Annotated in this window: 27 protein-coding genes, 1 tRNA gene and 1 pseudogene; 7 read left to right on the forward strand and 22 right to left on the reverse strand. The window is 35.6% G+C overall.

The features are described from left to right. Positions 1 to 46: 46 nt before the first annotated feature. The 10 genes from Q8Q95_00110 to Q8Q95_00155 form a co-directional block, all read right to left on the reverse strand. Positions 47 to 265: a hypothetical protein gene (locus Q8Q95_00110; GenBank protein ID MDP3764013.1), complete on the reverse strand. Its 219-nt coding sequence runs from the start codon at positions 263 to 265 to the stop codon at positions 47 to 49. Positions 266 to 281: 16 nt separating this feature from the next. Next, complete coding sequence (locus tag Q8Q95_00115; GenBank protein MDP3764014.1) at positions 282 to 725, reverse strand: GNAT family N-acetyltransferase; 444 nt, start codon at positions 723 to 725, stop codon at positions 282 to 284. A 5-nt stretch (positions 726 to 730) separates the two neighbouring features. Continuing rightward, positions 731 to 1,474, reverse strand: a complete 744-nt coding sequence (locus Q8Q95_00120) for a hypothetical protein (GenBank protein ID MDP3764015.1) — start codon at positions 1,472 to 1,474, stop codon at positions 731 to 733. A gap of 2 nt (positions 1,475 to 1,476) precedes the next feature. Further along, the gene (locus tag Q8Q95_00125) at positions 1,477 to 2,118 is read right to left on the reverse strand and encodes an MBL fold metallo-hydrolase (GenBank protein MDP3764016.1); all 642 of its coding nucleotides are present in this window, start codon (positions 2,116 to 2,118) and stop codon (positions 1,477 to 1,479) included. An 11-nt stretch (positions 2,119 to 2,129) separates the two neighbouring features. Further along, positions 2,130 to 3,092 carry a hypothetical protein gene (locus Q8Q95_00130; protein ID MDP3764017.1) on the reverse strand — a complete coding sequence of 321 codons (963 nt, stop codon included), beginning with the start codon at positions 3,090 to 3,092 and terminating at the stop codon, positions 2,130 to 2,132. A 4-nt stretch (positions 3,093 to 3,096) separates the two neighbouring features. Next, the gene (locus Q8Q95_00135) at positions 3,097 to 3,447 is read right to left on the reverse strand and encodes a hypothetical protein (protein ID MDP3764018.1); all 351 of its coding nucleotides are present in this window, start codon (positions 3,445 to 3,447) and stop codon (positions 3,097 to 3,099) included. Positions 3,448 to 3,512: 65 nt separating this feature from the next. Next, positions 3,513 to 3,728 carry a hypothetical protein gene (locus tag Q8Q95_00140; protein MDP3764019.1) on the reverse strand — a complete coding sequence of 72 codons (216 nt, stop codon included), beginning with the start codon at positions 3,726 to 3,728 and terminating at the stop codon, positions 3,513 to 3,515. A gap of 272 nt (positions 3,729 to 4,000) precedes the next feature. Beyond that, a complete protein-coding gene (locus Q8Q95_00145; protein ID MDP3764020.1) occupies positions 4,001 to 4,237 on the reverse strand; it encodes a GIY-YIG nuclease family protein in 237 nt (78 codons plus the stop codon). A gap of 372 nt (positions 4,238 to 4,609) precedes the next feature. Continuing rightward, positions 4,610 to 4,915, reverse strand: coding sequence for a winged helix-turn-helix domain-containing protein (locus Q8Q95_00150; GenBank protein MDP3764021.1), 306 nt, complete (start codon positions 4,913 to 4,915; stop codon positions 4,610 to 4,612). A gap of 20 nt (positions 4,916 to 4,935) precedes the next feature. Continuing rightward, positions 4,936 to 5,499: a nucleotidyltransferase gene (locus Q8Q95_00155; GenBank protein ID MDP3764022.1), complete on the reverse strand. Its 564-nt coding sequence runs from the start codon at positions 5,497 to 5,499 to the stop codon at positions 4,936 to 4,938. Positions 5,500 to 5,765: 266 nt separating this feature from the next. Between Q8Q95_00155 and Q8Q95_00160 the strand changes: the two genes are divergently transcribed. Further along, positions 5,766 to 6,155 (forward strand): type II toxin-antitoxin system PemK/MazF family toxin, encoded by a 390-nt coding sequence (locus Q8Q95_00160; GenBank protein MDP3764023.1) that lies wholly within the window; start codon positions 5,766 to 5,768, stop codon positions 6,153 to 6,155. A gap of 283 nt (positions 6,156 to 6,438) precedes the next feature. Here the strand turns inward: Q8Q95_00160 and Q8Q95_00165 are convergent, their stop codons facing one another. From Q8Q95_00165 to Q8Q95_00210, 10 genes and pseudogenes are all read right to left on the reverse strand, one after another. Next, a complete protein-coding gene (locus tag Q8Q95_00165) occupies positions 6,439 to 6,639 on the reverse strand; it encodes a hypothetical protein (protein MDP3764024.1) in 201 nt (66 codons plus the stop codon). Positions 6,640 to 6,741: 102 nt separating this feature from the next. After that, the gene (locus tag Q8Q95_00170; GenBank protein MDP3764025.1) at positions 6,742 to 7,689 is read right to left on the reverse strand and encodes a DUF4268 domain-containing protein; all 948 of its coding nucleotides are present in this window, start codon (positions 7,687 to 7,689) and stop codon (positions 6,742 to 6,744) included. 81 nt (positions 7,690 to 7,770) lie between these two features. Continuing rightward, positions 7,771 to 8,592, reverse strand: coding sequence for a hypothetical protein (locus tag Q8Q95_00175; protein MDP3764026.1), 822 nt, complete (start codon positions 8,590 to 8,592; stop codon positions 7,771 to 7,773). 31 nt (positions 8,593 to 8,623) lie between these two features. Continuing rightward, positions 8,624 to 9,169 (reverse strand): annotated as a pseudogene (locus Q8Q95_00180) (Bro-N domain-containing protein). A 40-nt stretch (positions 9,170 to 9,209) separates the two neighbouring features. After that, positions 9,210 to 10,484 carry an aminoacetone oxidase family FAD-binding enzyme gene (locus tag Q8Q95_00185; GenBank protein MDP3764027.1) on the reverse strand — a complete coding sequence of 425 codons (1,275 nt, stop codon included), beginning with the start codon at positions 10,482 to 10,484 and terminating at the stop codon, positions 9,210 to 9,212. Positions 10,485 to 10,539: 55 nt separating this feature from the next. After that, positions 10,540 to 11,994 carry an ATP-binding cassette domain-containing protein gene (locus tag Q8Q95_00190; GenBank protein MDP3764028.1) on the reverse strand — a complete coding sequence of 485 codons (1,455 nt, stop codon included), beginning with the start codon at positions 11,992 to 11,994 and terminating at the stop codon, positions 10,540 to 10,542. A gap of 95 nt (positions 11,995 to 12,089) precedes the next feature. Beyond that, positions 12,090 to 12,413 carry a hypothetical protein gene (locus tag Q8Q95_00195; protein ID MDP3764029.1) on the reverse strand — a complete coding sequence of 108 codons (324 nt, stop codon included), beginning with the start codon at positions 12,411 to 12,413 and terminating at the stop codon, positions 12,090 to 12,092. 119 nt (positions 12,414 to 12,532) lie between these two features. Continuing rightward, positions 12,533 to 15,646 carry an efflux RND transporter permease subunit gene (locus Q8Q95_00200; GenBank protein ID MDP3764030.1) on the reverse strand — a complete coding sequence of 1,038 codons (3,114 nt, stop codon included), beginning with the start codon at positions 15,644 to 15,646 and terminating at the stop codon, positions 12,533 to 12,535. Between the two features lie 11 nt (positions 15,647 to 15,657). Further along, positions 15,658 to 17,376 (reverse strand): HlyD family efflux transporter periplasmic adaptor subunit, encoded by a 1,719-nt coding sequence (locus Q8Q95_00205; GenBank protein ID MDP3764031.1) that lies wholly within the window; start codon positions 17,374 to 17,376, stop codon positions 15,658 to 15,660. Between the two features lie 90 nt (positions 17,377 to 17,466). Then, complete coding sequence (locus Q8Q95_00210) at positions 17,467 to 17,829, reverse strand: hypothetical protein (protein ID MDP3764032.1); 363 nt, start codon at positions 17,827 to 17,829, stop codon at positions 17,467 to 17,469. Between the two features lie 303 nt (positions 17,830 to 18,132). Here Q8Q95_00210 and Q8Q95_00215 point away from each other — a divergent pair. Beyond that, positions 18,133 to 18,206, forward strand: a tRNA-Gln gene (locus Q8Q95_00215). 32 nt (positions 18,207 to 18,238) lie between these two features. On the opposite strand, the gene Q8Q95_00220 is transcribed toward Q8Q95_00215, so the two are convergent. Next, positions 18,239 to 19,297, reverse strand: coding sequence for a peptidoglycan bridge formation glycyltransferase FemA/FemB family protein (locus Q8Q95_00220; GenBank protein MDP3764033.1), 1,059 nt, complete (start codon positions 19,295 to 19,297; stop codon positions 18,239 to 18,241). Further along, on the reverse strand, positions 19,287 to 19,736 hold the full coding sequence (locus Q8Q95_00225; protein ID MDP3764034.1) for a DUF192 domain-containing protein: 450 nt from the start codon (positions 19,734 to 19,736) through the stop codon (positions 19,287 to 19,289). Before Q8Q95_00225 ends, Q8Q95_00220 begins: the two co-directional genes overlap by 11 nt. A gap of 127 nt (positions 19,737 to 19,863) precedes the next feature. Here Q8Q95_00225 and Q8Q95_00230 point away from each other — a divergent pair, with 127 nt between their 5' ends. The 5 genes from Q8Q95_00230 to Q8Q95_00250 all read left to right on the forward strand — a co-directional run bounded on the left by Q8Q95_00230 (position 19,864) and on the right by Q8Q95_00250 (position 25,274). Continuing rightward, entirely contained in the window at positions 19,864 to 21,012 is a 1,149-nt protein-coding gene (locus Q8Q95_00230; GenBank protein ID MDP3764035.1) for a replication-associated recombination protein A, read from the forward strand. A 96-nt stretch (positions 21,013 to 21,108) separates the two neighbouring features. Further along, positions 21,109 to 21,540, forward strand: coding sequence for a hypothetical protein (locus Q8Q95_00235; GenBank protein ID MDP3764036.1), 432 nt, complete (start codon positions 21,109 to 21,111; stop codon positions 21,538 to 21,540). A 14-nt stretch (positions 21,541 to 21,554) separates the two neighbouring features. Next, positions 21,555 to 22,157 (forward strand): alpha/beta hydrolase, encoded by a 603-nt coding sequence (locus Q8Q95_00240; GenBank protein ID MDP3764037.1) that lies wholly within the window; start codon positions 21,555 to 21,557, stop codon positions 22,155 to 22,157. Then, positions 22,150 to 23,718 (forward strand): hypothetical protein, encoded by a 1,569-nt coding sequence (locus tag Q8Q95_00245; protein MDP3764038.1) that lies wholly within the window; start codon positions 22,150 to 22,152, stop codon positions 23,716 to 23,718. The genes Q8Q95_00240 and Q8Q95_00245 overlap by 8 nt, the downstream gene beginning before the upstream one ends. After that, positions 23,715 to 25,274, forward strand: a complete 1,560-nt coding sequence (locus Q8Q95_00250; protein ID MDP3764039.1) for a hypothetical protein — start codon at positions 23,715 to 23,717, stop codon at positions 25,272 to 25,274. The genes Q8Q95_00245 and Q8Q95_00250 overlap by 4 nt, the downstream gene beginning before the upstream one ends. The last annotated feature ends 22 nt before the right edge of the window (positions 25,275 to 25,296 follow it).

Consider the following 25,296-nt stretch of genomic DNA (forward strand, 5'->3'; position numbering starts at 1 on the left):
CTATCGCGTAACGCGATCGTTAAGGGCTCCTTTTTTTATTTTAAAATTAGAGTTTACTTATTTCGTTTAGATCTTTGTCTGGGGCATAAAGCACAATAAGGCCTAAAACTATGCCTCCGATAGCACTTATTGTATGGTCGCCACTGGCAAATAGTATGTCTACTTCATCTAGCACATACCAAACACCCCGCCAAATAAGCACTAATCCAATAACAATGGAAAGGTTTCTGGCAAAATAAGATAATATGTTTCTATTTTTTTTCATAGTAATTCTAATTTTATTATTTTTCTAAAACTAATACTAGTCGGGGTTCGCCATCACCGAAATAATTTTCTTGGCGAGATTCTATAATAAAACCAAGCGATTGATATAGTTTTAAAGCGGGATGATTATCTGGATGGGTTACTAGATCAATTCTTTTAATATCTTTATGTTCTTCCAAGACCAAGTCCATTACTTGTCGAGCAATACCTTGGTTTTGAAAACGAGGATCAATAACTAATCCACTAATATAAACATGGTTTTCGCCTTTATTTTCATACGAAACACTACCTACGGCTTCACTGTCTTTTTCAATAATATAAACAGTATTGTTTTGAATTTCGTGTTGCCATTCATTCTCGCTCAACATTGCTGAGTAAATTTTTGTTTCAGCCACGCTTTTCTCAATTTCCAATAGTTTTGGAATGTTGTCTAGTTCGGCCTTTTTTAGGTTTATTGCCATAAAATTTATTTTATTTCAAAAGTAAAACCATTTCTACTCCAAAACCATAAAGGTGGATGCATATCTATTGGATTAATTTTACTACCAGTGAGCAATGATCTCCAGCGATCAGAGATTTCATTTTTGGATAAAATTTCAGCTTCCTCTTTGGTTATAACACCAAGCTTTACCGAGCATTGAGTTATATGAGTATCTGGAGCTATATCAATATGATTAGAATTTTTTAGTTTTATTCCGCCATATTGTTGGATTATAAAAGACCAATAATTAAATATTTTGGCTCCGGAAAGATATGGAAAACCTTTTTTATGTTTATCCTGAACTAAAAATTTTAATTGAAGAAAATCATTATTGCTCGCTTTCATTAATTCACTAATGGAGCCCCAGTTATCATTAATTGTCTTTGAGATAGTTTGCCAAGTATGGATGTGTTTATTTGGTTGTAGAGCCAGTTTATATTGTAATAAGTTTTTTCGCAGGGTTTCTGAGTTAGTTTGCGCCGACCAAGATATGTTAAAAACTTCTTTTGTATTGGAATCTCTATATGTTTTCAGTGCGGCTTCCCAAAGCTTATAGCTATCGCGTTGATAATTAAGGCTCATGGGTAATGTGAAATATGCTAGTTTGGATTCTCTATCCATATTGTTTAATCCAGGATTGGTATCTTCCGGCATAACCGTTTGTCCAAGGTTACCCAACTTATATGCTTCAATAAGTATTTTGCATGTTTTTATAAGATTAGGGTTCATTTTTAAAATTCCTCGGTTTCGCCTTCTTTAATAACAATAAATTCAATTTTTAAATCTTTCAGAATATTTTTAGGCAAATTATGAATCGGGCCAAAGCCGATTTCTTTTATATGACCATCGTGAACAGGAAAGCAAATTCTTGGTTTTATAGTTTTAGCGTAATCCAGCGCATCGGAAATTTTCATCCATGGGCCGGCCACAGGCAGGGCCAAAATATCAACCGGTATACCAGGGTTATAAAAAGCATCGCCAGGGTAAAATAACTTGTCGGCTATAAAATAACCTGTATTTTGAACTGGGATAATTGTTTTATAAATATCGGCGTGTTCTTTACCAAAACCTTTAATTTCTATTCCTTTTATATTTATAGATCCGCTATCTTCGAGAATATTATATTTAATTTGATCCTTGTCTAGAATTTTGCCAACAGCGGTATTGGTAACAACTTCTGCATTAGGGTTATTAGTTAAAACAGTTTTTAAAGATTCAATATGCAAATGGTCTGGGTGTTCGTGTGTAATAAGAACAACATCAACGCCAGTTATTTGATTTTGGGTTGTAGAAAAAGCCCCAGGATCGGTTAAAATTTTAATTCCCTGTTCTTCTATAATTAAACAACAATGCCCAATTTTTGTTATTTTCATATTTATTTTGTTTATTTATCAAAAACAAGTGCTGGCATATATTGTCTTCTATCTGGTTCGTCTTCGATAAGTCCGGGATATTCCGGAGTCCATTTTTTAAATTTATCCGATAATTCCTCTAAACTTATTTTTGTTGTTGGGAGCTCACCTGTAATTGATCTTCTTATTCTTCCATAAGCACCAGCATGGTAACTGTTTATATTTTTTGCTTCTACAAAAGCAGTTGTATCGTCTAGCGGAATCATGAAATCTTTAGCAATAGCTTCTTTTGCTTTAGCCAAGTCTTCCGAACCAAGCTTCCATAAATCTTGCGGGGATTCATTTTTTGCTATGGTAATGGCTTTAGCAATTTTTGTTAAACGATCTGAATTTTGCCCGTATACATATATAATTATTGTATTGTCTTCAAACGGTTTATCTAAACTATCGTCTTGATAACTTTCCAAATTCAAAGCGAGTCGAACATAATCCATTACCCCTTCATCTACAAAAGAATCAAACAAAGCCTTAAACGCTTCTGGAGAATTTCTTGTTAAAACACTCAAATATATTCGTGTTAAATGATTATCAATAGGGTTATCTCTTTCGTCCATTACGGGTTCACGCCCCTGAACCATTAATTTCTTTCCTCGGTCTTGATAAGCAAAGAAAGATGACTGTTTATCTCTACTATATTCGGTGGTTAAGAATTCCGAAAGTTCTTTGGCTCTTGCGCTGGCTTTAATATTTAGATTGTGTACTAACCATTCTGGTACAGATTCTGTTTTAGGTTCTTGTTTGTTTTTAATCTCTTTAATTTGATCAATTTGGTGATCAATAACATCTGCATAAGAAGTTTGAGTTAATGCTTCGCGATATTTTCCCCACCCAACTTTAGATATTTCTTCTAAACCACGCCCCTCTAAAACATTTTCGACATTAACTTCGGGAGGTTCCTTCTCTACTGGTATAAATGTTGGTTTTTCTAAAGACATAAGTTTATTTCTTACACTCGCCTATTACGTAAGAACTTACTAATTGATTTTTGCACGCTTCGCACGAACTAGAAAAAGTTTCTTTAATTGGGTAGCACGGCGCTTTAATGCACTGGATTTGAACTTCGGCGCAAACTGGTGCATAAACTTGAGCACAAAAATCTGCACCGCGTTGCTCTTTGGTACATAAATTTAGATATGGTTCGGAAATTGTAATAACTGGTTTAATAGGGATAGGCTTAGAGATCGGATCTTCCGGAACATTTTTTTCTATATAATTTTTATGCCAAAATGCACCGACTATTAAAATAATAGCTATTGCTAAAAATACGTAAACTCTCTTAATAAGTATCATTGTGTTTATTATATCTTTTATAAATAAAAACGCCCAGCAGGTTCGCTGGGTCGTTAGTTAAGGGGTTAATCGGCCAATGTAGACATGAGTTTTCCGCAGTAACAGTAGTAACCGTTAACTCTTTCATCGTAATGCGAGTGATCACAGGTTTCCTCCGGTAGATCATCGGCAAATACAAGTTTGTGATCCACGGCCACTAGTTTTGGGCGATGTCTTTCTGGTTCCGGATTGTTTGGAATTTGAGAGCTATCACTGCACGAAATTCTATCTCTATCGTTCATTATGTTCTCCCCCTTTTAGTTGGTTATTAAGAAAGGACTGAAGAATATAATATAACCAGCAAGGTTTTACGTCAAATAAAAAATCCCCTCCAATATAGTCTGGAGAGGATTTTTTAATAGTTAACGCTGTCTTCTTTTTTTATCTTTACCTTTCTTAAATTTCTTTTTTCCTTTTACCTCGCCTTTTTTCTTTTTTGCCATTTAAATTAGTGGGTATTATTAATAATAAACTAGTATATTCGCCTTTAATCCATTGTCTGTTGATTGTAACACTATTTGACCAAGTTAAGTTTTTTAACTCTCGGCCATTTTTTTATTTCTGCCTCCCGCTTGGAAGCAGAAGATCGATTGGAATGTTTTTCTTTGTAAATAATTTTTATAACTTTTTTAGCTCTGGTATAACTTCCACCCTTTCCTGTTTTATGTTCTTCAAACCGACGTTTTAAATCTGTAGTGATTCCTGTATAAAGCGACCTATCTTTGCATTCAATTATATATACAAAATACATTTTAGAAATTTCGAAGGGTAACCCTTTGCTTAATGTTAATTGACCATAAGATCAATATGTACTATACTCGCTTTGTGGCAATTTCGCCACAAAAATAATAAAGGAGTTATTCAATGGGAGGCGGAGGCACTTCTCGCACGAAGCAGAAGAGTAGCTATATCGATCGGCTCGTGGGCAACAAACCGCACCACGAGACCACCATCAGGGGTGGCGGACGCCAGGTCACCGGCAGAGGCAATACCTCGCAGGAATCCCAGCGCAACGCCAGCAAGCGTTGGGACAAGGGCAAGTAGCCCGCATTCCCAAGCTCCAGAAACACAAGCCCAGCAGAATAAAATCTGCTGGCTTTTTTATTTTAACACCCCAACATTCTCAAGTTTGTAAGGATGAATTGTTTGTGGTTTGGAATGATTTTAGAAATTTAACGAAAATTTTGCCGTAGGGCGACAAAGTATGTTCAACAAACTTGCCTCGATAATTTTTATTTACTAAACCAGCAGTGCAAAGTCTTCTGGTGTGTTCGCCTAAAGTTTTTTCGTTGGCTTCTAAAGCGTCTACTATAAACTGAAGCGTTATGTTTCCGTGTTCTGCAATAAGCAAAAGAATTTCTATGCGATAGTGATTCGCCATTCCCTTAAGATGCCTCTCCATTTGTTTGGCAGTCTTATTTTTAGTCATATCATAGAATATAAATAGATTTAGAAAATATTCCCAACTCTTTCTTTTGCGTCTAATTCTTTAATCCTTTCGTTAAGATAATTATTATCTATTTGATAGATGTTTAAAAAGTTATGAATGTCCTCTATATCTTTTTTACCTTCTTCTGGCCCACGTTGCAATAAGGCTTTTATAAGCAAAACATCTTCTGGAGGTAATAAATACAGATTAACCCCTTTATATTCAAACTGAATTCTTTTTTGCTTAATATTTTCAGTAATGCCAAATTTATAGTGCTTATCAAGATTAAATTCTAAATGGCTAGTAAATTGTATAGAATGATTTCCTTCGGGATTAGAGTTTCTAACCGGTCCAGCTTTCGATGTGTGTGTATACGATTCTATGTTAAACAACTGGTCAACAATGTCGTGTTCGCCGTTTGGTAAAAAAATATCTACATCATCCGGAATTCTTTTGTTACCCAGCAAGAAAAGGCAGCCACTACCGCCTATCATCCAATTTATAGAAGCCTTATTTAATTTTTCCGCAACAGAAACCAACATCGGAAACCTAAGCATAGATTCTTCTAGCTTTTTAATATCCATATTTAAATTATACAGCACACCCTTATAATCTCAAGTTTGTCAGGGTATGTTTATTGTGTTGAAACGATAGCTTGGATTATATTAAACCATAGTCTCAAGTATGTTGGGGTGTCATAAGTTAGCCTGCCCAGAATAAAAACTAAACTCCCTGCTTCTTTAAACGGACTGAATGGAAAATTAGACATGAATTTAATTCTCAGAAGGGCAACCCTTCGTTCTTTGTTTTTATATTGATATAATAAACCTATATTAAGCACCCGTCTATTATGAATAAAAGATTTAACGAATGGATTAACTTAAAAGAATCTTTAGACAAACAAAGTAACCGTCCGCCGCTTGTTTCAAAAGGAGATATTTGGTGGGTAAGTGTTGGAGAAAATGTTGGATCGGAAATCAGTGGTAAAGATACTTTATTTTCACGTCCGGCAATTGTTCTTAAAAAACTTGCTCATGGTTTTTATTTTGTAATTCCAACAACAACTAGACCAAGAAAAGGAACTTGGTATGTGGATTTTAAACATCAATCTATAGATATGGTCGCTTGTCTCCATCAAGCGCGTGCAATTGATTATCGCAGGTTATCTTCTAAGCTTGGAACGCTTGATGACGAAGATTTCGCTAGAGTCAGAAAAGGATTCCAAGAACTCTATATATAAACGAATTCCCCGCCTTTTGAGGGGCGGGGCCGCGGGAAAATCCCGAATATAATACGAGTATATTACCAATCACTCCTACTGTCAATTGTTCCCTTATTTTGCGATAGGGTCGGGCCGAAGCCATTGTTAATATATATTAAACCACAATATTAACATACTGACATACTTGAGATTGTTGGTATGTTGTTAACCTAGGATCGAGCTGAGGTTAGTGCCCAGAAATAAAAATCAAATTCCCCCTGCTTCTTTAAACGGACTGAATGGGAAGTTAGACATGGAAGATTTATAAAGAATCTTTTTTAATTTTATCTTTTATCAAGCCCTCTTTTTGTTCTTTTGTTAATAATCCCCTTGCTTCATCTAATAAGTTTTTGCAAAACTCCCAGTCTTTTTTTAGCTTTGTTATTTCTTTGTTTCTTTCTTTAATTTCGATCAACGCCACTACACTTATAAGAATAATAGAAATTAGTAATGATATTGTCATAAGGTTATTTGTCTAATGGCATATTAATAAATTGATCCCGAAGGGTTACTATTCGTTTTTTATTTTTTACAGTTTACTGGTTGAAATTGATGGGGCATAAAATTATTTTTCTAATTTTTGTATGTATTTTGGAAATATTTGTTTAAATATATCCATTTGACCGATTGCCCATCGAATAAGCTCATTGATTTGGTTATCTGTCATTTTCTTAATATTTGAAGGCATTTTTTTATAAACCACTATTCTTGATGCTCGTTTTTCTGATAATTCTTCCCAATTCAAATCAGAAAATTTTATATCTATTTCTGTTTGATATTTTTTCAATACTTGGAAATAGGCTTTTACTTCTTCCTTGTCCCCCGTATCAATATAAAGTTCGGTATCAAAACGATTATCTCCTCGAAATGCCCAGGCAAATTTAAATCCTGTTTTTCCAGCTCCAAATGCGATCCAACTTGAAGGACGTGCAGTTAGGTGTCCCCATTCTGGTTTTACTTTTTCATATTCAGAGACAAGACGAGTAAAAAATTGTAAATACTTTTGATGTCTCTCATCAATCTGCTCTGTGGCTTTTTTTACTTCCTTACCCCACGTATTCGGTTCAACCACCGATTTAAAACTTAAAGCCGGATTACTTTCATCTATAGTAATTGCAGAAACCTCAACTCCAAAAAAAGACACATCGCTTGCGTTTTCGTTTAACCACTCAAGAGCTTTTTGATGCTCCTCTCGTATTTTTTCTGATACCCATACCACATATCTCGCGCCTACACCTGAAGCGTATGTGATAATTTTTCCAAGATGATCATGATTAGTTTGGTTAAATTGATTTTCAATAATTACTTTATCTTCAGAATTTGCCTCTTTCCCTATAAGATCGCAGTTAAAATCTCCAATTCTCTCTTCTCTTTTGACGTCTATAATTTCAACTCCAATTGCTTCAGATAACTGGTCAATATTGCTTTCGAGCCATGGAGTAAAATCTGACGCTTCACCAGGGAAAACATCTCTCAAATCTACTTTTTTAATTTTGCCTAGATTTTTTTTCATATTTTTTATTTAATTAAATCATCAACGCTAACTCCAAATATAAAACCAGCAAGGATTGTTCTTGGTAAAGATTTTTTACTTCTAGCGAGTAATAAGAACTATAATCTCCAGCTCTTTACCACCCATACTAATTTTACTCTCTATGCCTGACTTAAAAGCATATTCGTTATCTATTGCGTGGCTTGGATCAAAAATAACAAATATTATTCTATAGCAAGAACTCTGATTACCGTATGAAATAATATCCTCTTTGCATTGTTTTTGAATTTCTTTTTCCTTACCTTTATCTGAAATATATTTTGTCTCTATAAAAAGTCCAAGTTCTTCAATAGTAAAATCAATTGTGCTTGAAGCGGTACCAACTTTTTTATTTGGGTCTTCATATTGTAGAGTAGGAAATGGTCCTTTCAACATGACATACAATATATCTTGAATATCATACTCGTCTCTGACTTCTAAGGAATTCTTTCCTTTCCTACGATGCTTAAGACGACTAATCACATCTGACAATCTATTCAAGATATTTATCACTTGATGGACCGAAGGGAGGGTATTTCCAACTAAAGGGATCCCTGTTTTTATTTTTGTTCTTGCACTCATCGCAAGACCTCGGAGTTTCAAAATACTTTTTGTTTTTATAGTATTTTGGAAAGACCCAATAAATCCATCAATAAATAAATCCCCATCATGCAGTTTACTTTTTGGATCAAATTCATCACTTAAATCTCCAGTAGTGGAAATTCCAAGTTGTTTAAATATTTCTTCTATAATCCCCCAAATATTCTGTATATTACCTAGGTGTTCCTCTATTTCTTCTATATTTCCTTCGCTCCTTTTTTTCAACCAGTTTGAGATGTTATTGATGAAACTATCAAGGTATTTAATTTGGGATCGTTTATCCATATATTATTTTATAATCTTTTACGCTTCTATCTGCCCAGGCTTTTGTAATCTCGTCGGTTAGTATCGCATATTCTAATCCTTCTTTCATTTCCCGTTCTTGCCATTCATCGGTTAATTCTTTGCGTACTTCAATACTTTTTAAGCGTTGATTTATCCATTCTTTGCTGTATCCTTTTTGCAAATATGTTTTCATCGCCCTATTAAAAGCTAGTTCTGGATCTGCTGTTTCTTCTATCCGTTCATAGCCAACCTTAGCCAGCCATAATTTAAAAGGTTCTGCTTTTGGGGAAGGGATTGATTGGACTACACGGAGCAAATCTTCTGTGGAAAAACAGTCTGTTGCATATTTCTTTCCATCAGAAGCTACAAATTTCAGTTGTACGATTTTCTCGTACACCTCACCGCCTTCATCTTTCAACTTATTCTTTAAATCACTCCAATATCGTTTCGGAATAGTAGAATCAACTAAGACTCCTATTACATCAATAACAGAGAAATACCAAGTTTCTTTTTTTTCATTATAAAAACGGCGTACTTGCTTTTGGTTAAATAAGACTATTGAATTTGATTTTTTCATAATGTAGTACTTGATTTAAAGTATACCAATCAAAAATAGTTTAACAACTATTCCCCGCCACATAGCCAGTTGTCCAGCAAAGCTGGAGGCTGTAGCCGCCGGAGGGGCGGTTTATGTTTAATACATCGCCCACCAAATAAAGCTGGGGCAATATGCGCGATTGCATCGTTTTAAAATCAACCTCGCTTAATATTACTCCACCACTAGAAACCGCCGCTTTATCTTTGCCTAATAATCCATCTACATTTAAAATAACAGCTTTTAAAAGCGAAACAAGTGTTTTGCGTTCGGCTGTTTTTACACTGTGGTTAAATGTCTCGCCGTCTATGACGGAAAGCATAAGGATAGGTTCTACCATGGCTGGTTTAACCAGCATAGAAAGTGTGTTTTTAATTTTTTTATTGCTTTGTTCGGTTAAAATGGTTTGGAGTTTTTGTTTTAAAGCAGATTGGTCTAGGTTTGGGAATAAATCGAGTTTTATGGTTACATCCGCTTTTTCGGCGTAATCGGCACCTTCGCCTGTGTTTAAAAGTTCGCCAACTTCGCTACTCATATTTAAAACAGTTGGCCCGCTTATGCCAACGTGTGTAAACAAAAGTTTGCCTTCTTTTGCAAAACATTTCTCTATTCCTTTATATACAGTCATTTTTACGTTATCCAAAGTTACACCGGCTAATCTTTTTACCCATTCGTCTTTAAGTGTAATTGGTACAAGCGCTACATCGTTTTCTTTTACAGTGTGCCCCAAATCTTTAAGCCATTTAAAACCTTCGCCGGTAGAACCTGTTTCTGGGCGAGATGTTCCGCCAGTTGCCACAATGCATTTGTGGGCGTGGATTATAGATTTATCGGCAAGGGTTATAGAAAATTGTTTTAAATTTTGATCAAAACTTATTTTTGTAACTGCGGAATTAGTTTTAACTTTTACTCCTGCATTTTTTATATATTTAACTAAAACATTTAAAACAGTTTCAGCTTTGTTAGAAACCGGAAACATTCTGCCTTCGTTTTCTTCTTTCATCTGCATACCTTTTTTACCAAAAAAAACTATTGTTTCGGTTACGCCAAATTGAGAAAACGCCGAAAACAAAAATTTATCGCTTTCTTTATATTTAGCTAATATTTCGCGGATATTGGGCTTGTTGTTGGTTACGTTGCACCTGCCACCGCCTGTAATTAAAAGTTTTTTGCCAAGAGTTTGGTTTTTTTCTAACAGTAAAACGCTTTTGTCTTTTTCGGCAGCTCGCCCAGCCGCCATCATACCAGCCGGCCCTCCGCCGATTACTACTACATCAATTGGTTCATTAGATTTCATTAAATATATTAAACCACAATATTAACATACTGACATACTTGAGATTGTTGGTATGTTATCGTTCTAAATCCAGAACTTCGTCTATGCGTATCTGCGCCACAAATTCTGGAACGTGACTAACTAAAACCATCGCGCCTTCGTAATCATTAAGGGCTTTAGCAATTATGGGTAAATGCCTAAAGTTTATGTGGTTGGTAGGTTCGTCTAATATAAGTAAGCCTGGGCGTTCTAAAACCAAACGGGCAAATGCCACTAAACCTTTTTGCCCTTCGGATAGTGTTCCAATTTTACTGTGCATATGTTCGCGAGTAATTAAAAAACCGGCCGCAATAGAACGAAGTTCCTCTTGGCTGGTTTCGTGTGTGGTAACAGCAGAAAGAGATTCGTAAACTGTATCGTTAAAATTAAGTGTAGAAAAATCTTGGCGGTAGTAGCCTACTTTTACACCACTCGCAATTTTAGCGCCTTTGGCTTTACCCGAAGCTAAACATTCTAGTAACGTACTTTTACCAATTCCGTTTGGCCCTTTTAAAAGCAGATGCGTTTTCTTTTTTAAAGAAATTTCTACTTTTTTCTCTACAACTTTATGATTAATTATTATACCAAGCGAAGTTATGGCAAGCGCTTCGCCCACAAAATCGGTTTGGTTAGGAATAGTAAAAGGCCTAATGGTTTTATCTTCTTTACGCACATCTACCATTTCGTCTTCCATTTCGGCAGCTTTTTCGCGCATACGTTTGGCTAACAAACGTAATTGGCCACCTTTGTTGGCAAAGAAGTTAGATTTGTCTTTGTTTTCTTGAATCTGTTTGGCTAACTGTGCATTTTTTCGGTTTTCTTTTTCTATGCGGGCAGTAATATCTTTTAAAGCATCGTTGTAGTTACCCACATACCATTCTAATTTTTGGGTATGAAGATCTAAGTATAAAACACCTTCGGTAAACGAATTTAAAAAATCGGCATCGTGCGAAATAACAATACAGGTTTTTTGATATTCAATTAAAAATTTTGTTAAATGTTCAATACCTTGTTTGTCTAAATTGTTGGTAGGTTCGTCTAAAAGTAAAAGATCTGGATTTTGAATAAGGGCAAAAGCCAAAAGAAGCCTAGCTTGCTGACCACCAGAGAATGTTTTTATAACTTTATCGTGTTTTGCCGTAAGGTTAACTGCTTCTAAAACTGCATCTATTTTTGGGTCGATGTCGTAAACTTTTTTTGGGAAAGCTTTGGCAAAAAATTCGGTTACGGTTAAATCGAGTTCGTTTCTAGAAATAACTTGGCGTGCGATAGCAATAGAAAGATTAGGCGAAATTATTACACTGCCACTTTCGGCTTTATATGTGCCAGTAATTAAACCGAAGATTGTGCTTTTACCTGCGCCGTTTTGACCCATTAGCGTTATTTTGGCTCCACGACGCACCGAAAAAGTCGCCTCGTCTAGAAGGCGCTTACCATAGGAATGTTCGAACGAAACCTCGTCGAACCTTAGTATTACTTCGTCTCGAGCCATAGTACTTTACAGAATAGCGTATTTATTACTTAAAAACAAACTCCGCAATTTAAACTTGCGGAGTTTGTTTGGGCTAACTGTAATTTCTTTGTCGATTACTTATCCATTATATCTTTCATTGAAGCACTGCTTTCTGTTGCTTTTTCGTTTTCTTTAACATATTTTTCTCCAACAGCTTGCAAATCTTTACCTTTTTCAATTGCGGTTTCATCTTTATACTTCATTCCCATTTCTTGCATTACTGTTCCGCTTGTTTTCATCATTTCCGCCATTTTTTGAATACTACCCGATTGTTCTTTCATCATACTGATTGAATCTTGCAATTTTTTATCTTGCATACCACCATTAGAACCTCTGATTGTATAACCTATACCACCAGCAACTACGGCAATTATTATAATTATTATTACGTTTTTCATTTTATTATTTTTATTTTAATTAATTATTAACTACATTACACGATTACACAAACACAAATATTAACAGGCGGTTCACGCGAAAAATTATTATGTTTCATTTTGATTTATTTTAAGTTTTATTAGAATCCTGATGATTCATATCTTTTATACTGTTGTGTTGCAGCTTTTTTGCCAAAGCGATAAAACAAGGCAGGGGTTAGAAAAAGCGAAATAATAGTAGAAGATACAAGCCCCCCAAATATTACTACCGCTAGCGGATGAAGCATTTCTTTGCCTGGATCGTGCCCAGAAATTAAAATTGGCACAAGAGCTAAAGCTGTTACTAACGATGTCATTAAAACTGGCACAACTCTGTCTAGTGTTGCTTTTACAATTGTTTCGGGCGCAAAAGGTAGACCTTCTTTTTGCACCAAAGTTAAGCTACGTCCTATAAGCATTATTCCGTTTCTAGAAACAATTCCTGCTAGCGAAATAAACCCAACCATATGCGCAAGATTCACCGATCCACCTGTAAGCCAAATTCCAACCATTCCGCCAATTAAAACCGTTGGAATATTGGTCATAATCAAAAGCGCAATTGGTATTGATCTAAAGGCGTGATATAGCACGCCAAAAATCATTATAATGCCAACAATAAATACCAAGGCTAACCTTTGTGAACTTTCTTTTTGGCTTTTATAATTTCCTTCAAAAGAAAGTGTGGTGCCCACAGGAAGTTTTTGTGATTCAATTGCGGTTTTTGCTTTATCAACCGCTCCCACCACATCGGAACCTTGATAATTTGCAGAAACCACAAGAACTCTTTTACCGCCTTCATGATCTAAACTATTTCGACCGCCTTCAATTCGAACATCACCTATACTTCCCAACGATTCCGCTCCTTTAAAAGGAAGAGACAAATCGCGGATAGATTCCATAGAGCCTTTAGATTCTGCGTCAAAATACGACACAACATTTACAGACGCAGCCCCAAGACGAACTTGGCCAAGCTTATCGCCCATTAATCCCATTTCAATATCGCTGGCAACCGAACCAGGAGAAAGACCATATTCTGCTAGACGGTTTTGATCAACATAAATTCGAAATTCTGGAACAACTGTATTTTGTTGAATACGCGCATTCGAAATTCCTTTTTGTTTTTTTAATTCGGCCACAACTTGTTTAGCGGCGCGTTCCATATTTGCAGGATCATCGCCAAAAACTTTTACAACGATTGGCGCACGCACACCAGAAATTAACATTTCTACTCGGTGGGTTATGGGTTGCCCTAAACTAAAATCTGCACTGCCGAATTTATCTAGTATTGCTTGAACATTACTAAAAATTCTTTTGTATTCTTTTTCAGAACCAGTTTTAATAGCTATTTGTAGTTCGCTAGAATTAGCACTTCCGCCATGAGGGTCTGCCGGAGCACGACCAGCAATATGACTAACTTGGCGAATACCTTCTACCTTAAGAAGTGCGTTCTCAAGTTTTGTAACATATTCATTTGTTGTAGAAAGAGCGGTGCCTGGCGGTAAAAAAATCATTGCCACCATAGAGCCTTCATTAAAAGGAGGAATTCCTTCTTTGCCAGCAAAAAAATACATACCCACAGTAAGAAGCAAAACAATAATTATTGCGCCACCCATACTTTTTACATTCTTAATACACCAATATATCCATGGAGTTATACGTTCTTTAATTTTTTGAACTATTTTTGTTTCTTTTTCGTGCCCTGCTAGAGCTTTATCGTTAAGCAAAAGAGCAGATAAAACCGGAGTCACTGTAAGCGATACCACCATAGATGCCACAAGAGAAACAAGATAGGCAGAACCAAGAGCAATAATGAGCCTGCCTTCTATGCCCGGCATTAGGAATATTGGAAAGAATACAACAGCTACAAGAATGGTTGCGTAAACAATTGAATTTCTAACTTCTTGTGAAGCTTGTAAAACAATATCTTCACGATTTTCTTTTTTACCGCCCGATACCCAAACACGCAGTCGATGAAAAATATTTTCCACATCAACAATAGCGTCATCAACAAGTTCGCCCACAGCGACTGCGATACCACCCAGCGTCATAACATTTACCGAAAAACCAAAATATTTAAACACTATGGCTGTAGCAAGAATAGATAAAGGAATTGCTGTAAGAGTGATAGCTGTTGTTCTGGCATTCATTAAGAAAATAATGAGAATAAGTACAACCAGCAACGTACCGTCTCTAAGCGCATCTTTAACATTATCTAAACCTGCGCTAATAAATTTTTCTTGTCTAAAAAGATCTGAATGCAATTCAACACCTTTTGGGAGACTAATTGATAACGATTCAAATGTTGTGTTTATGGCATCTGTAACATTTATTGTTTGTGCGTCGGGTTGTCTAATAACTCGCAAAATAACGCCTGGTTTGCCATCGATGCCACCGCTACCACGGATAGGGCTAGCGCCTTCAATTACAGAGGCAATATCTCCAATACGAATAGGTCTTGATCCTGTCATACTGCGGCCAATAGCTACTTCTTGTAAATTTGAAATTTCAGTAGGAGCAGTAAGAATGCGTATGGAATATTCTTTTTCGTCTTGCGTAACTAAACCGCCACTTCTGTTTGTTAAAGTATTTTCTATGCTTTTGCGAATATCGTCGAACATTATTTCATAACGCCGCATACGTTCGGCGTTAATATTTATTTGCCATTCGCGAACATCTCCACCCATAACAAGCACGCTGGCTATACCTGGTGTTTTTTGAAGCGCTGGACGAATTGTCCAATCCGCAAGTGTTCGAAGTTCCATTGGGGTTATATTTGAATCAGAAGAATTGATTCCTACCCACATTATTTCTCCTAAAAGAGAAGTCGATGGACCAAGTATAGGTTTTACGCCTTGCGGTAACACAGCTTGTGTTAAGCGTTCTTGCACTATTTGTCTGTTACGCAAAATATCGCTTCCCCAAGCAAATTCAATATTAACAGTCGCTTGAGAATACGATGCATTCCCTGTTAATCTCTCAATGCCCGGAGCGCCAGCTATAACTGATTCAATCGGGTTAAGGACCAACTTTTCTATTTCTTCCGAAGCCATGCCAGGGTTTTCTGCAAAAATTGTAACTGTAGGTTTATTTATATCTGGAAGAATATCTACTTTCATTGTGGCGACACTCCAAATACCTATTACTGTCATAAATCCAGCAATAAGAAGCACAAAAATTTTATTGCCTAACGACCATGAAATTATTTTATTAAACATATTTTTATTTATTACATTTCCATTCCGCCCATTGATTCTTCTTTGTCTTTTTTATTAGAAGGATCCATATTGCTCTCTTTGGGCAATATGTCTTCGAGCAACATATCTTCTTTAATATCGGGTGTTGGGTTTATTAGATAGTGATCACTATTTTTAATTCCGCTATATATCTCTACCGATGCACCCAGAGTACGGCCAATAGTTATCTTTTTAATGAATATCCTGCCTCCTTCAGATACCCCCAACATATAAGGCAGGCCTGCTTCATTCCACAAAATTGAGGAAAGCTTAATAATAGGAGTACTTGAATTTTCTGGAGCAATAACGCGCACCGAGGCTCCGGCTGGCCAATTAACTTTATCGATAAGGACGGCATCAGCCATATATGAACCTGATTCGTTAAGGGTAGTACCAACGCCAAGTATTTTGGCTTTATATACATCTCTTGGAAATCCAGGGCGAACGACTGAAATTTCATCTCCCTTTTTAGGTTTAACAATATTGTTTGGAATATTCATTCTTACAATAAGATTGCTATCATTGAACCCAGAAATAACGGCAATCGGCATGGTAGGGTCAACAAGATCGCCAACTTTTCTATAAATTGCCGATACAGTACCTGCCCGCGGAGATATAATGTATGATCCGCCGTTAATTTCTCTGGCCACTGTGTTGTACGCTACCTCTGCCGCATCTGCTTCTGCATGCGCCATTAGCCTCTCTTTTTCAATCGCCGACCCTCCTTCATTCACCATAATTTTATATTCAGTTTCTTTGTCATCTAGTTCGGCTTGAGTCATTCTGTAATCGGAAAGCGTATCTAAAAATTCTTTTCCATCTTCAATAGCAGATAGTTTAAATTCGTTTACAGCTGAATCTCCTGCAAAATTTCCAGAATTATTTGCAAGCTGTACTACAAGTGAAAAATAATTTTCCGCATCTTCTATGGGTAAATCGGTAGAATTTTTTAATTTATCGGCTAATTTAAGAAGTGCAGTTTCATAAGCGCTTTGGATATTTGGGCTATAAATTCCATATTGTGGATTTAGTCCACCAAAACGGAGATATCGCCAATCGGTAAAATTGGTTAAAACACTAACATGATTTGAAAGTGTTCTTTCTATAAAAGATCGGACAGTGTTTTTTTTAGATACTACTTTTTTACGCATACCATCAAGCGCCATAAAAGAAAGATCAGAACTTGAAGTATTGTTGCCGCTAAGAGCATTTTTTAAGGCATCAAGACGTTTTTTCTCTTTGGATGAAAATTCATCGGCTATACTTGCTTGCGCCTTAGATCGATTAGCCGCTTCGGCTTGTTCAGCCAGCATTTTAATCAGCTCGGGCGTGGCTGGCGCAGCAGATATTTTTCCTAAGATTTTTCCAACTGAAACAGTATCTCCAATACGTACTTTCCAATCAATAATTACACCTTCCCGTTGGGGTTGTATTTGTGATACTTCCGAAGAAATAATTTCTCCAGGCCAAGAATTATTTAATTTATTGTTATCATCTGTCCCCACTATTCCAACAATAGAGGTATCATTTAAAGGGTTATATGGAGTGGTTGTTTCTGTACTGTCTGCCTTAGTTACTTCTGCTTTGTTTACAAGGGGAAAAAGCATAAAAATAGTTACGATAATAGATAAGACCAAAACCGATAATAACGTAAGTGTGGGTGGATGGCGTTGTTTTATTTTCTGTGTAATATTTTTTAATTTTTCTTTCATTTGTTTATGTGATTTTTTAATTTTTTAACAAAAAAATCCTTGCACTATACAAGGATTTTCCGACATAAAAACATAACTAAAACGATGTTATTATGTCGGTTTTATAAAGTTTGGACTTACTTCAAACAAAGATAGCCAACTTCTGATTTTGGGTTCACCTATATATAAGTTACTCCAGTACTTCCATTTTGAATAACTTAATATATTAAGTTGGAAAAAAGATAATGCTATTAAACTTAATGTCGAAAATAGAAAAATGATTAAAGATAGAGTACTTAAAATGGTAGTTGCTAATACTAATTCTTTAGCATGGAAAATATGAGACGTAAACTTATCATGGCTTGATGCCATATTATCCATAGAAAAAACTGAGAAAAATGCGCAAAACAAAACCGCACCTATTACGGTGAGAATTGAAAAAACAATAGAAGCTTGTTTAAAAGTGTTTTTCATCAATAAATCTATTTAACTTATTTAATAAGGATATACCCTATAGGGGTATCAAGTCAAGAAGTGGGTATTTGCTTAAAAATATGATCTACAGAAGATTGGGTATATAAAAAAGACTCCCTTTTATAGGAAAGGTATAAACTGAGCCAAGGTCGCTTCAACAAATGGATTGGGATATCTTTTGAAACAACTCGCCAAACAAGCTCTCCTGCACGCCAATTTCGCTCATAGCAATTCCTCCAGTTTAGGGTTTTAAAGAACTTTTGATTGAATTTACTGCCTTATTTTGCTATTATACTCTCATATTGCGGGATCGTCTAATGGTAGGACACCTCCCTTTGAAGGAGGGTATCTTGGTTCGAATCCAGGTCCCGCAGCCACCGTGCACGAACAGAGGTGAGAGCCTTTGTTTTTATATTGATTTCTTAATTTTTCTGGCTAAATTAAACAGTTTGTAAAATAAAGGTTTTATAATTATGTCTACATTGCCGATGTATTCAAATTCTTCACCTTTAAAACGCCTTTTAAACGTAGTTAGCGAAGCCCACAGCTTTTCATCTATACCGCCCAGATCGTAATACTTAAAACCCATTTTTTTAGATTCCTTAATGCCGTACCAATGCAAATACGTAGTTATTTTTGAAGGAAGTTCTAAAGTTGCCGAAGCGCCAAACAAATAAGTTGCCGTTCCGCCAAAAAATAAAACCATATTTATGGCTCCCACCCTACCCTCGTGTTTACCCACAAAAAAACAAATTGATAGATCATTCTTTTTGGCTTTTTTAACACTAAGCGCAATTTTTTGTATAGTTTCAAAATAACTCATATCAGGAAAAATATGCTTGCTGTTGTTTCTGTAGCTTGTATCTTTAGCTAAATTAAAAAACTGGTTTAATTCCTCTGTATTTAAAGATTCTTTTGTTTCTACGGTTACGTTCTTTCTTTCGGCTTTTCTAACGTTAGCCCTATTAGAGGGATGGAATTCGGTTAAAATCTCTTCTTCGGTTTTATTTAAGTTAATAGCCAAATTGCGGCGAGGCTGAATATAGTATTCTGGAAAAGAAACTGCTAGACCCTTTATTTTAAATCTCTCCTTTATGGGCGGTTCGAATCTTACAAAAATAAATTGCGGGAAATTTTCTTTAACCCACACCTGTAAAGATTTAAAAAGGTCGCCTATTTTTTCGTTTGTATTAAAAAAATTTAAATCAAGCGCTGGACCGCGCGGAATATAACCATAAGATTGTTTTAAGGGTAAATTGCAATAAATCAAAGTAAAAAAACCAACAATATTTTCACCCGAAGTTATTTTAAAACGCTCGGTTTTTCGCCCCAGTGCGGTTTGAAAGCTACCCCACTCCCACGAAAGCATAAAACTACCTATGGGGGGGTAATTTTTTATAACAAAACTATTCCAAATTTCTTTTTCGTCGTCAGTTATAGGTTTAATTTTAATTTCGCTATTTAACATTATTCAAAAAAATGGTATTACCTATTTTAATATTGTTCTTTTTGCTAAACCCTGCGTTAACTTCTAAAATATAGTTGGCTTTTTTAATGGGCAAGTAAAATTTTGGGTTCGCCGGATCAAACTTATTAGAAACATTGTGGCTAATATCTACTATTTGATTGTTGTTTATCCAAATAATATCTATAGGGAAATACATATCTGGCATCCAAAAGTTATAATAATCGGCCTTAGAGAATATAAACAACATTCCGTTTGATGCATCCAGACTAGTACGCCCCGACAAACCCTTTTGAACTTCGGCTGGAGTTTCGACAATTTCTACAGAAATTTTTGTATCATTTATTTGAACATAAGGGACACTTTGCTTAATTGTATTTTTAACTGTGGCCGTAAGATTTGTATTAACTATGTTAAACACTGGATGTTTAACATTTTGCACCCAAAAGACCGCGGACCCTAGAAAAATTAAGCCACTTAAAATATATTTTCGCATAAATATTTCTTTTGCATTATAGCATCAAATCTGGATTTTTTAATAGAAAAGGGCTAATCTGAAACCAAAGTCTATGGAACCCCTAGCTTCTAAAATCCGCCCAAAAAACCTAGATGATTTTGTTGGGCAAGAACATTTGGTTGGTTTGGGCAAGCCGATACGGGTTGCTATAGAAAAAAAGCATTTGTTCTCGTTTATTTTATGGGGAACCCCTGGAGTTGGCAAAACCACGCTCGCTAAAATTTATGCCAATGCCTTAGATGCTAAATTTTACGAACTTTCGGCCGTTTCGGCCGGCAAAGATGATATTAAAAAAATTCTCAGTGAAGAAAATGGCCAACGTCGAAGGTCTGCCATTATGCAGGCTAAAGTTTTATTTCTTGATGAAATACACCGCTTTAACAAAGCCCAGCAAGATTTTTTATTGCCCTATGTGGAGTCGGGTCAGTTGACGCTGATAGGCGCCACCACCGAAAACCCAAGTTTTGAGATTATATCTCCCCTGCTCTCGCGTCTGCGAGTTTTTATTTTAAACGAATTTTCTAATGCAGAAATGGAAAAAATAATTAATCGCACCGGTTTAAAATTAAATAGCGAAGCCAAAGAATGGTTAATTGCCATGGCTAACGGTGACGCAAGGCAAGCTATTGGCCTTTTGGAAAATACCAATAAGCTTTACCATAAAATCACGCTAGAAAATTTAAAAAATGCCTTGCAATCTAAATTTTTACGCTACGACAAAAAGGGCGAAGAACACTACAACACCATAAGCGCCTTTATAAAAAGCATGCGAGCGAGCCAACCCGATGCCGCCATCTATTATCTAGCCCGAATGATAGATAGTGGCGAAGACCCGAAATTTATTGCGCGCAGAATGGTGGTATTTGCTAGCGAAGATATAGGGCTTGCCCAACCTACTGCGCTAGTTGTAGCTAACGATGTTTTTCGGGCTTGCGAGACCATCGGTCTGCCCGAATGCGGCATCAACCTAGCGCATGGTGTGGTTTATCTGGCACAATGTAAGAAAGACCGCAGAGCTTACGACGCGTACAAAGAAGCCATGAGCGATGTTAAAAAATTAGGCAACTTGCCTATCCCCTTAAAAATCCGCAATGCTCCAACAAAATTAATGAAAGAGCTCGGCTACGGCAAGGGTTATGAAAAATATACCAAAGAAGATTTACTGCCAGAAAAACTCAAAAGTAGAAAGTATTTAGAATAAATTTATCGAAGTGGGACTTCAATAATTTAAGTTTGTAAATTAACAACAACACTCCGACATTCTCAAGAATATTGGAATATTGAAAAAAATTAAAATATGGAAATAGAACAACATTCAGAGGGACAAAAAGAAATATTTTTAGAACATTTGCGAGATGAAATCTGGCAAGTAGCGCAGGAAATGGGTGTTGAATTAACAGCTGAGGAGTTAAGAGTAGCATGGGCAGGGTCAAAAATAGAAGAAGAAATGTGGGTACCGTTTAAACTGGGCGACCGCGCTTCCGATTTTTCTTTAAAGGCCAAAGATACAACTCGATCTTCCAAAGAACGTCGCGAGGCTGGCGTGCATAGTTTGGTGTTAAAAGCTGCTACTTATCTTAGAGGCTCTCCCGAGACTTCGGCCGAATGCCTCCAGTATGCCCGTGATGTTTGGAGCGAAAAATATGTTTGGGATGAACGTGATGTGCCTCAACCGATTCCAACCCCGCAACAGGATCAAGCTATTAAAGAGGAAAAAGAAGCTGCTTAAAATTTTTATTAAAAATGAAAAGAGTTTTTATTATTCACGGCTACGATGCCACGCCCGAAGACAATTGGCTCCCTTGGCTTAAAAAAGAATTGGAAGCTAAAGGATTTGATATTGCGGTGCCCCAGATGCCCGAAGCCGATAACCCAACCTTGGAGAAATGGCTTTCGCATATTCAACAACTTATCGGCGAGTGCGATGAAAACACTTTTTTGGTCGGCCATAGTTTAGGCACTATAACTATTTTAAGATTTTTAGAAGCTTTGCCCGAAAACCAAAAAGTTGGCGGAGTTGTTTTGGTAGGCGGTTTTTCTGAATCTTTAAACTTTAAGCCCTTAAAAACATTTACCGAAAAACCGCTTGATTACGAAAAAATAAAAAGATCAATAATAACTGACCAAATTAGCACGAGCTTGCGATCGCAAGCTCGTGCTAAAGAAAGAATAGTAGCTATACATTCTACTGATGACCCCAGCGTTCCTTTTAGATTCTCCGAAATTATTCGCGACAAGCTTAGCGCGGAACTTATAACTCTGCATGGACTCGGCCATATAAATTGGAAGAGTAATTGTCTTGAACTACCACAAGCCTTGGTTGCTATACTCAAAATGAATGAATAAAGAAAATTTGTACAAAATTCTGCCGATTGCTGCCTTGCTGGCCTTGGCTGTTTTTTTTGCTTTTTATTACCCGCCTACTGTCGGCATAGATAATTATTACCACATCAGACACGCTTGGATTTATCAAACTCAAGGAATCTTTAATAGCGATTTTCCTTGGCTGGAAAATTCCGTTATTGGGAAACTAGGTGGCGATATTTGGTATGGTTTCCATATATTACTTATTCCTTTCACTTTCTTTACAGATCTTCTTTTGGGAATTAAGCTTGCAACTGTAGCTATTATTTTTTTCGCACTATTTGCAGTTTATTTTATATTTAAAAAATTTAATATTCGCTGGCCATTTCTATGGACTATATTTTTCTTTTTTTCTGTACCTGATGTTCATTTTAGATTAATGATGCTTCGCCCACATGTTTTAACCTTGGCTTTATTAGCTATAATATTCTACTTGTTAGTACAAAAGAAATTTGGTAAATCAATTTTTATTACTTCGGCTCTAGCTTCATTTATACATATTTCTCTTTTATGGTTACCCCTGCTTATAGCTTTTGTTATTTTTATTTTCCAAAAAATATTCGAAAAGCGTTGGGAAATTAAAAATAATATTTATTTATTCGCTGGTTTAATTTTTGGTGTAATTTTAAGGCCAAACGCTCTATCTTCCCTAAAACTTGCCTATATTCAGGTTATTCAACTAAGTTTAGAAAAGTTAAATAACGCACCTTTAAGATTTGGCACAGAACTTCGTCCTGGCAATGATCTAAGTATACTTTTATTCGAAATTTTACCAATATCTTTAATTGTTATAGCAAGCATTGTTAGTTTGGCAATCTTTTTAAGAAAGAGAAAAATTAGTTTAGAAAATCAAGAAAAAACCGTTATATGGAGTTTAGTTACCTTTTTTATAATCTTTGGCGTATTGTTTTATACTTTTGCCCGCCGTACTGCCGATATCTGGGTTTTATTTTCTATATTACTAGCTGCAGTAGCTTTTTCTATGGTTTTAAAAAATAACGAAATATATTTAAAGTTTAAAAAAATATTTTTAACTATATTTTTTGTGGTAATAATTGGTTTTGGCGCTCAAACATTAAGAATTGTTTCTGGTTACATTTCTGGCTTGCCACCACAAAATATGTTTAAGGAATCTGCCAACTGGCTCAAAGAAAATAGTGAAAAAGGAGATATTGTTTTTAATACTCGTTGGGATAATTTTTCTTTTATGTTTTTTTGGAACCAACATAATCATTTTATAAATGGCATGGATCCAATATTCGAATATTCAAACAATAAAAGCTTATATCTACAGCATTACTTTTTAGAGATAGATAAAATCTTAATGGTGAATGGCGAAGCCTACACTTGTGGTGCTAACCCTTGCCAAGAAGGTGCTGTAAGCACGGTTTACGATTCGTTAAAAAATAACTTTAAAGCAAAATATATATTTGTGGAACCTGCCAGAAATCCTATGCTCTATAAATTTTTAGATTCCAATAAACATTTCGATAAAGTTTTTGATGCTAGAAATAGCTTAGAAATTGTTTTCAAAGTTTTATGAAAACTCTAATTCCAGTTTTATTTTTTTTATTACTTTCAATAGTTTTTAATTTTTCCTCACCCAATATCCCCGACCCCGATTCTTTTTATCATATTGCGCACGCTAAAATTTACCGCACCGAAGGAATAACTTTTAAAGAATTTCCTTGGACACAGTTTTCGACCATCAAACAATATTCTGCCGACCTTTGGTATGGTTTTCATATTTTATTGATTCCTTTCTCTTACTTTTCCGGAACACTTGGCATTAAACTTGCTGGGGTTTTGTTAACATTTTTTGTTTTACACTCTCTGTTTTTTGTTTTAAAAAAACTGAATGTTGTTTATTCTGGGCTTTGGACATTTCTGGCTTTTGTTTCGGCACCTAACATATTAAACCGCCTGCTTATGATGCGGCCGCATCTTTTATCTTTAGCTTTAATCATCTTGATTTTTTATTATCTGACACACCACAAAAATCAAGTAACACATACACTGAGCATACGATCGTATGCTCAGTGTATGATAATTTTTACCCTTTCATTTTTAGTCTCATGGATACATTTAAGCTTAGTTTGGATTCCCGTGATGGTTTTTGGAATAGTATTTTTAATTAAACTAATTATCGAGAAAACTTGGTTCTGGCGCGAAGGCTTGGTTTTATTAGCCGGTAGCATAACAGGCTGGTTGGCTAGGCCAAACCCTATTGGAGCCATAAAACTTGCCTACATTCAAGTGATAGAGCTTATGCTTCAAAAACAACAAGAAGTTACACTTCTTTTTGGGCGAGAAATCTTTCCTTTAGCACTCCAGACTCTTTTCCAAAACTTCTCTGCATTTGTGATTCTATGGTTTTTTGCCATAGTGGTTTTAATCTTGCTGATCAAAAAACATACCAACATACTTGAGAATGTTGGTATGTTATCTTCGGGCATAATATCTATAATATTTTTTATCTTAACTTTAACCACCGCTCGCCGTTCGCACGATATCTGGATTCCTTTTGGCATAATTTTTATTGCGTTAGTGTTAAGCGAAGCACTTAAACTAAATAAAAAAAATAGTTTATATTACATAACTATTTTTATAACAGGCTTAGTCACAATATTTTTAACAATTTATACTCCCTATAAAAATAGTACTAGCTTAAAAGAAAACGCTATAAAACCAACTAAATTCAAAGAAGCGGCACTATGGCTAAAAGAAAATTCCCAACCAAAAGATATTGTTTTTAATGTACGCTGGAGCGATTTTCCCATGCTTTTTTATTGGAACAATAAAAATTATTATATTGGGGGTATGGATCCTATATTCCAATATTCTTTTGATAAAAATCTCTATTGGAAATTTCACTATATTTCGGTAGACGAAGTCACTAAATATACTTGTGCCACCCCTGCTTGCACCAAAGAGATGCTTGTAGATACCTATACAGTTTTAAAAAACGATTTTAAGGCCAAGTATGTATTTTTAGAAAAACAAAGAAACCCGCTTTTTTATTATTATCTAGAATCAACTCCAAAACACTACGCCAAGAAAATAGATACCTTAGCCGAAGCGGTTTATGAAATAAAATAAAAAGTCGAAGTGTTTTTGTTTA

This window comes from bacterium, assembly GCA_030697795.1.
Classification (GTDB): domain Bacteria; phylum Patescibacteriota; class Minisyncoccia; order JACQLN01; family JACQLN01; genus JACQLN01.

Bases quoted from the DNA above. Each gene is read 5' to 3' on its own strand.
- Q8Q95_00170 (MDP3764025.1), bottom strand. From the start codon at position 7,689: ATGAAAAAAAATCTAGGCAAAATTAAAAAAGTAGATTTGAGAGATGTT.
- Q8Q95_00110 (MDP3764013.1), bottom strand. From the start codon at position 265: ATGAAAAAAAATAGAAACATATTATCTTATTTTGCCAGAAACCTTTCC.
- Q8Q95_00115 (MDP3764014.1), bottom strand. From the start codon at position 725: ATGGCAATAAACCTAAAAAAGGCCGAACTAGACAACATTCCAAAACTA.
- Q8Q95_00185 (MDP3764027.1), bottom strand. From the start codon at position 10,484: ATGAAATCTAATGAACCAATTGATGTAGTAGTAATCGGCGGAGGGCCG.
- Q8Q95_00120 (MDP3764015.1), bottom strand. From the start codon at position 1,474: ATGAACCCTAATCTTATAAAAACATGCAAAATACTTATTGAAGCATAT.
- Q8Q95_00140 (MDP3764019.1), bottom strand. From the start codon at position 3,728: ATGAACGATAGAGATAGAATTTCGTGCAGTGATAGCTCTCAAATTCCA.
- Q8Q95_00250 (MDP3764039.1), top strand. From the start codon at position 23,715: ATGAAAACTCTAATTCCAGTTTTATTTTTTTTATTACTTTCAATAGTT.
- Q8Q95_00235 (MDP3764036.1), top strand. From the start codon at position 21,109: ATGGAAATAGAACAACATTCAGAGGGACAAAAAGAAATATTTTTAGAA.
- Q8Q95_00200 (MDP3764030.1), bottom strand. From the start codon at position 15,646: ATGTTTAATAAAATAATTTCATGGTCGTTAGGCAATAAAATTTTTGTG.
- Q8Q95_00190 (MDP3764028.1), bottom strand. From the start codon at position 11,994: ATGGCTCGAGACGAAGTAATACTAAGGTTCGACGAGGTTTCGTTCGAA.
- Q8Q95_00220 (MDP3764033.1), bottom strand. From the start codon at position 19,297: ATGTTAAATAGCGAAATTAAAATTAAACCTATAACTGACGACGAAAAA.
- Q8Q95_00125 (MDP3764016.1), bottom strand. From the start codon at position 2,118: ATGAAAATAACAAAAATTGGGCATTGTTGTTTAATTATAGAAGAACAG.
- Q8Q95_00135 (MDP3764018.1), bottom strand. From the start codon at position 3,447: ATGATACTTATTAAGAGAGTTTACGTATTTTTAGCAATAGCTATTATT.
- Q8Q95_00230 (MDP3764035.1), top strand. From the start codon at position 19,864: ATGGAACCCCTAGCTTCTAAAATCCGCCCAAAAAACCTAGATGATTTT.
- Q8Q95_00155 (MDP3764022.1), bottom strand. From the start codon at position 5,499: ATGGATATTAAAAAGCTAGAAGAATCTATGCTTAGGTTTCCGATGTTG.
- Q8Q95_00210 (MDP3764032.1), bottom strand. From the start codon at position 17,829: ATGAAAAACACTTTTAAACAAGCTTCTATTGTTTTTTCAATTCTCACC.
- Q8Q95_00165 (MDP3764024.1), bottom strand. From the start codon at position 6,639: ATGACAATATCATTACTAATTTCTATTATTCTTATAAGTGTAGTGGCG.
- Q8Q95_00160 (MDP3764023.1), top strand. From the start codon at position 5,766: ATGAATAAAAGATTTAACGAATGGATTAACTTAAAAGAATCTTTAGAC.
- Q8Q95_00245 (MDP3764038.1), top strand. From the start codon at position 22,150: ATGAATAAAGAAAATTTGTACAAAATTCTGCCGATTGCTGCCTTGCTG.
- Q8Q95_00150 (MDP3764021.1), bottom strand. From the start codon at position 4,915: ATGACTAAAAATAAGACTGCCAAACAAATGGAGAGGCATCTTAAGGGA.
- Q8Q95_00205 (MDP3764031.1), bottom strand. From the start codon at position 17,376: ATGAAAGAAAAATTAAAAAATATTACACAGAAAATAAAACAACGCCAT.
- Q8Q95_00145 (MDP3764020.1), bottom strand. From the start codon at position 4,237: ATGTATTTTGTATATATAATTGAATGCAAAGATAGGTCGCTTTATACA.
- Q8Q95_00175 (MDP3764026.1), bottom strand. From the start codon at position 8,592: ATGGATAAACGATCCCAAATTAAATACCTTGATAGTTTCATCAATAAC.
- Q8Q95_00240 (MDP3764037.1), top strand. From the start codon at position 21,555: ATGAAAAGAGTTTTTATTATTCACGGCTACGATGCCACGCCCGAAGAC.
- Q8Q95_00195 (MDP3764029.1), bottom strand. From the start codon at position 12,413: ATGAAAAACGTAATAATAATTATAATAATTGCCGTAGTTGCTGGTGGT.
- Q8Q95_00130 (MDP3764017.1), bottom strand. From the start codon at position 3,092: ATGTCTTTAGAAAAACCAACATTTATACCAGTAGAGAAGGAACCTCCC.